The sequence below is a fragment of the Methylobacterium tarhaniae genome (assembly GCF_001043955.1).
In the GTDB taxonomy this organism is placed as follows: domain Bacteria; phylum Pseudomonadota; class Alphaproteobacteria; order Rhizobiales; family Beijerinckiaceae; genus Methylobacterium; species Methylobacterium tarhaniae.
The window spans coordinates 1-546 of the sequence record NZ_LABZ01000362.1; the positions used below are offsets into that span (position 1 = coordinate 1).

1 protein-coding gene is annotated in these 546 nt (G+C 68.7%); it reads right to left on the bottom strand.

The genetic code is table 11. From position 1 onward, the window contains the following. The coding region (locus tag VQ03_RS29945; protein WP_048454582.1) for a M10 family metallopeptidase C-terminal domain-containing protein at positions 1 to 546 on the bottom strand (546 nt) is incomplete at both ends.

Below are 546 nucleotides of genomic sequence, written 5' to 3' on the forward strand. Positions count from 1 at the left end.
CGCCGGTGGCGTTCTCGATCAGGTTGACGATGACCCCGTTCTCCTCGTGCGCGAGGGACATCGCGATGGTGTCGGCATATTGCCCGAGAGTCGAGAACGCGCCGGGGTTGAGGTCGAGCCGGACCGCGCCGGTCTGGTCCGAGGCGTCGAGGGTGTCGATGCCGCCGGCGTCCCAGATCGTCAGGATCGCGGGGCGGCCGTTCTCCAGGACGCCGCCATCGCCGAGGGCGTAGGCGGATCCAGGGGCGAAGTAGCGGGTGTCGTCGGCGCGCGTCGTCAGGTTGGCGCCGTAGAGCATCTGCACCGCCGCGATGTCGTACTGCATCGGGGTGACCGGCCAGCTCCGGTCGTCCTCCGGCAGAGCGGCCATGCTCGGATGCGGCACGTAGGACATCACCGTATAGCGCTGGTCGTTCCCCGCCTGGTTCGTCGTGTTGTTCGGGTCTTCGTCGGGATGCTCCAGCCCGAGGGCGTGGCCGAATTCGTGCAGGAAGGTCTGCCAGCCGGTATTGCCGTAGGCGGCGCCGGCCTGCTCCGAGTAGCCGC